The sequence below is a fragment of the Corallococcus llansteffanensis genome, assembly GCF_003612055.1.
Taxonomy (GTDB): domain Bacteria; phylum Myxococcota; class Myxococcia; order Myxococcales; family Myxococcaceae; genus Corallococcus; species Corallococcus llansteffanensis.
The window spans coordinates 1-4,385 of the sequence record NZ_RAWB01000726.1 but is presented as its reverse complement, the minus strand read 5'-3'; the positions used below and the strand labels follow the sequence as shown (position 1 = coordinate 4,385).

Here is a 4,385-nt window from a genome sequence, read left to right as displayed (position 1 = left end):
CCGAAGCACAGGGGGAGGAAGAGCTCGAAGACGGAGAGGTCGAAGCAGACGGAGGTGCTGGCCAGGACGCCGGAGCGCTCCTCGAGGGAGAAGCAGTCGCGGGCCCAGAAGAGCATGGCGACTGCGCTGCGGTGGGTGATGGCGACGGCCTTGGGACGCCCCGTGGAGCCTGAGGTGTAGATGAGGTAGGCGAGGTTCTCCGGGAAGAGACGCAGCGGCGGAGGAGACGCAGGCCGCGAGGCAATCTCGCCCGCCACCTCATCGAGGCACAGCGCACGGTGCGCTCCCGTGGGCAACCTCTCGCGGAGGGCGGAGTGGGAGAGGACGAGGGAGGCGCGGGAGTCCTCGAGCATGAGGGCGAGGCGCTCGGAGGGATAGGCGGGGTCGAGGGGGACGTAGGCGCCGCCGGCGCAGAGGATGGCGAGGAGGCTGGTGACGAGGTCGTCGGAGCGTTGGAGGAAGACGCCGACGGTGACCTCGGGGCCGACGCCGAGGAGGCGCAGGTGGTGGGCGAGGCGGCAGACGCGCTCGGAGAGGGCCCGGAAGGAGAGCCGCGTCTCGGAGGTGAAGAGGGCGGTGGCATCCGGAGTGAGAGCGGCCTGGGCGAAGAAGAGAGCGGGGAGGGACTGCTCCAGCGGGTAGGGCGTGGTGGTGGCGTTGAGGTCCACCAGCAACCGCTGACGCTCCGCCTCGGGCAGCACCGGCAGCTCGCTGAAGCGTGCGTCGGGTGACGCGACGGCTCCGGTCAGCAGGGTGGCGAACTGCTCGGCCAGCCGGGCGATCGTCTCTGGCGCGAAGAGGTCGGTGTTGAACTCCAGGAACCCGCGGATCGAGTCCCCGGTCTCCTGGAGTGACAGCGTCAGGTCGAACTTCGCGGTGACGGTGTCGGTGCCCTCGACCTCCAGCGTCACACCCGGCAGGCCCAGGGCGCGCAGCGGCGCGTTCTGCAGGATGAAGAGGACCTGGATGAGCGGCGTGTGGCTGAGGTCGCGCGAGAGATGGAGCGCATCGACGAGGTGCTCGAAGGGCAGCTCCTGGTGCGCGTAGGCCTCCAGACAGGTGGTCTGCACCCGGCGCAGCAGCGCGCGGAAGGAGGGCTGTCCGGCGAGGTTCGCGCGAATGGGAAGCGTGTTGATGAAGCAGCCGATGAGCGTCTCGGTCTCGCTGCGCGTCCTGTTGGCGATGGGAGTGCCGACGACGAAGTCATCCTTGGCGCAGTAGCGCTGGAGGAGGACCTGGAAGGCGGCCATCAGCGTCATGAAGAGGGTGACCCCCTCCTCCCGGCTGAGTGCCTTCAGGGACGCCGTGAGCTCCGAGGGGAGCTGGAAGGGATGGAGCGCGCCGCGCGTGGTCGCGATGGACGGACGCGGGAAGTCGGTGGGCAGTTCGAGGATGGTGGGCGCGTCCGCGAGCTGGCGGGTCCAGTAGTCCAGCAGCGGCTGACGGGCCGGGCCCTGGATCCACTCGCGCTGCCAGAGCGCGTAGTCGGCGTACTGGATGGGCAGCGGAGGCAGCGCATCCGGCTGGCCGCGCAGCGCGGAGGCGTAGAGGGCGGCGACCTCCTGGACGAGCACGCCCAGGGACCAGCCGTCGGCCACGACGTGGTGCATGGACAGCAGCCACAGGTGCGAGTCGTCCGCGAGCCGCAGCAGGCAGGAGCGCAGCAGCGGCCCCTGCTTCAGGTCGAAGGGTTGCAGGGCGAAGGACTGCGTGTACCGGGCCACCTCGGAGGATCGGGCGTCGGCCGGAAGCGAGCGCAGGTCCATCAGCGGCAGCGGGACGTCCTGGGCCGGAGCAATGACCTGCACGGGCCGCCCGTCGACGAGCTGGAAGGTGGTGCGCAGGCACTCGTGGCGCTGGACGACGGTGCGCAGGCTGTGCGCCAGTGCGGACACGTCGAGCGCCCCCGTCAGGCGCACCGCCAGGGGAATCACGTAGAGCGGGCTTCCCGGCAGCAACTGGTCGATGAACCACAGCCGCTCCTGCGCGAAGGACAGGGGCAGCGCGGAGGCTCCCCGCTCCCGGGGGCGGATGCCGTCCGGTGCCGAGTCCTTCTTCTGCTGGCCGACACGCTTCGTCAGCAGCTTGAGCTGCTCCGGAGATAGGCCGCGGATCCGCTTGGAAAGGTCGCTCATGTCGGGGTCCTCACGTGCCCGCGTCGAGCAGCGCCTTCAGCTCGTCCGGAGAGAGCTGCTCCAGCTCGGCCAGGGCCTCCGGGTCGACCTGCTCGGCCAGGTGCTCCTCGACGAGCGTGGCGAGCTGTCCCACGGTGGGGGACTGGAAGAGGCTCCGCAGCGGCAGGGTGACCTGGAACACCTCCCGCAGCCGCGAGGCGACCCGCGTCCCCAGCAGCGAGTGGCCACCCAGCTCGAAGAAGTTGTCGTGCAGGCCGACCTGCTCGACCCCCAGCAGCTCCTGCCAGATGAGGGCGAGCTCCTTCTCGATGGGCGTCGCGGGTGCGGCGTAGGGCGTCTTCAGGTGGGGGCGTGCATGCGGTGCCGATGCGGCCGCCTCCGCCGTGCCAGGCAGCGCCGCGTCGCGCTGGAGCCACAGGGCGAGCCGGGCCTGGAGGTCTCCGGTCGAGACGACGAGCTGCCCGCAGCCCAGCCCCCGGGTGAGGATCCGCTGGAAGGCGTCGAGCGCTTCCGGCGCCGTCATCGTGTAGCGGTCCATGCTGGTGCGGACCTGGGCGCGCGGCTCTGGCTGCTGCACCTGCCACCCATCCCAGTTCGTGCTGATCCACGGCGTCCCGCCCCGTTTGTTCTGACGGGCAGCGAAGGCGTCGACGAACAGGTTGGCCGCCGAGTACGCGACGAAGCCCAGGCCGCCCAGGACCGAGGCGTTCGAGGACAGCAGCACGCAGAAGTCCAACGCCGAGTCCCGGAGCAACGTGTCCAGCACGTAGAGCCCGTGGGCCTTGGGCTGGAACTGCAACTCGGACTCCGGGCGGCCCACGTCGCGAAGGGGGCTGAAGATGGACGTGCCGTGGGTGATGCCCGCCGCGTGAATCACGCCGTGAAGGGGGCCGAAGCGCCCGGTGGCCTGGGCGAGGGCCGCGCGCATCGCGTCCAGGTGGGCGACGTCCGCGCTCAGCACGAGCACCTCGGCGCCCAGCGCCTCCAGCTCCTGGACCTTGCGGATCCGCTGGCAGGTAGGGTCCTCCGAGGGGTGCTGGGAGAGCCACTCCGGCCAGTGCTCCCGGGAGGGAAGACCGGTGCGGCCGACGAGGACGAGCCGGGCCTGGACGGTCCGCGCAAGGTGCTCGGCCAGCAGCAGGCCGACGCCGCCGAGCCCGCCCGTGATGAGGTACATCCCGTGCTGGCGCAGCGTCGGTCCCGGCAGCGCGGCGGCTTCCAGCCGGAGCTGCTCGTAGGCCTGCACCCAGCGCTGATTGCCGCGATAGGCAACCACCGGGTCCGCGGCGTCGGCTTCAAGCTCCGCGACGAGCTGGCCGACGAGCGCCGATGACGGGGAGACGCCTCCCTCGGGGAGCACGATGTCGATGCAGCGGCTGGCGAGGTGCGCGTACTCCTGCGGGATCACCTTGCAGGGGCCCAGCAGCGTGGCCTTCTCCGGTTGAGCCGGCTCCAGGGCGGTGATGTCGCAGAGGCGGTTCGACACGACCTCGATGCGCAGGGGCGTGTGACCGCCCAGCGTGTCGAGCGCGTGGGCGAGGAACAGCAGGCTGTAGTAGCCCCGCTCCTGCGTGTGCTCGAAGTGCTCCCGTTCATCCCGGGCTGCCCGCTCGTCGGCGGTGACACTCCAGCAGTGCACGACGGTGTCCAGGGGCTGCTCCTGGACCTGGAGGGCGGTGAGCAGCCGCTCGTAATCGCCGCCGAGCGCCGGGTTCAGCGTGAAGGAGCGCGGACCGCTCCGCTGGTACTCGGAGCCCGGGGAGACAGTGAAGACGGAGTGGCCGAGGGCCTCGAGGCGGGAGACGAGGGAGGAGGCGAGGCCGAGCGCGTCGAGGAAGACGAGGCAGCGGCGAGGCGAGGAGGAAGCAGCGCGAGGCGGAAGGGAGCGCTTCCAGGAGGGCAGGTAGAACCAGTCAGCGACGTGGGGCTGCTTGCGAAGCGGATCCGCGAGTGAGGAGAGGGAGGCGCGTCCGGGCTCTACCCAGAAGCGCTGGCGCTCATAGGGGTAGGTGGGGAGGAGGACGCGGCGAGGCGGCGTGGGGTGGACGGCGTCCCAGGAGATGGGGGCGCCGGAGAGCCAGGCGCGGCCGAGGGAAGCGAGCAGCACGCGCACGTCATCGGCGTCCTCCTGCGGGTGACGCATGGAGGAGAGGACGAGGGCGTTGGAGTGGGCGCGGGTGGAGAGGTGGGCGAGGCGGGTGAGCGTCTGGCCGGGGCCGACTTCGAGGAAGAGGGGCGAGCCGAGGGAGG

At 70.9% G+C, this 4,385-nt stretch carries 2 protein-coding genes; both read right to left on the bottom strand.

The features are described 5' to 3' along the window. A partial coding sequence (locus D7V93_RS39005; protein WP_147451572.1) for a non-ribosomal peptide synthetase occupies positions 1-2,135 on the bottom strand: 2,135 nt, incomplete at its 3' end. Positions 2,136-2,145: 10 nt separating this feature from the next. Continuing rightward, positions 2,146-4,385, bottom strand: a 2,240-nt coding sequence (locus D7V93_RS39000) for an SDR family NAD(P)-dependent oxidoreductase (RefSeq protein ID WP_120648133.1), incomplete at its 5' end; no start/stop codon positions are given.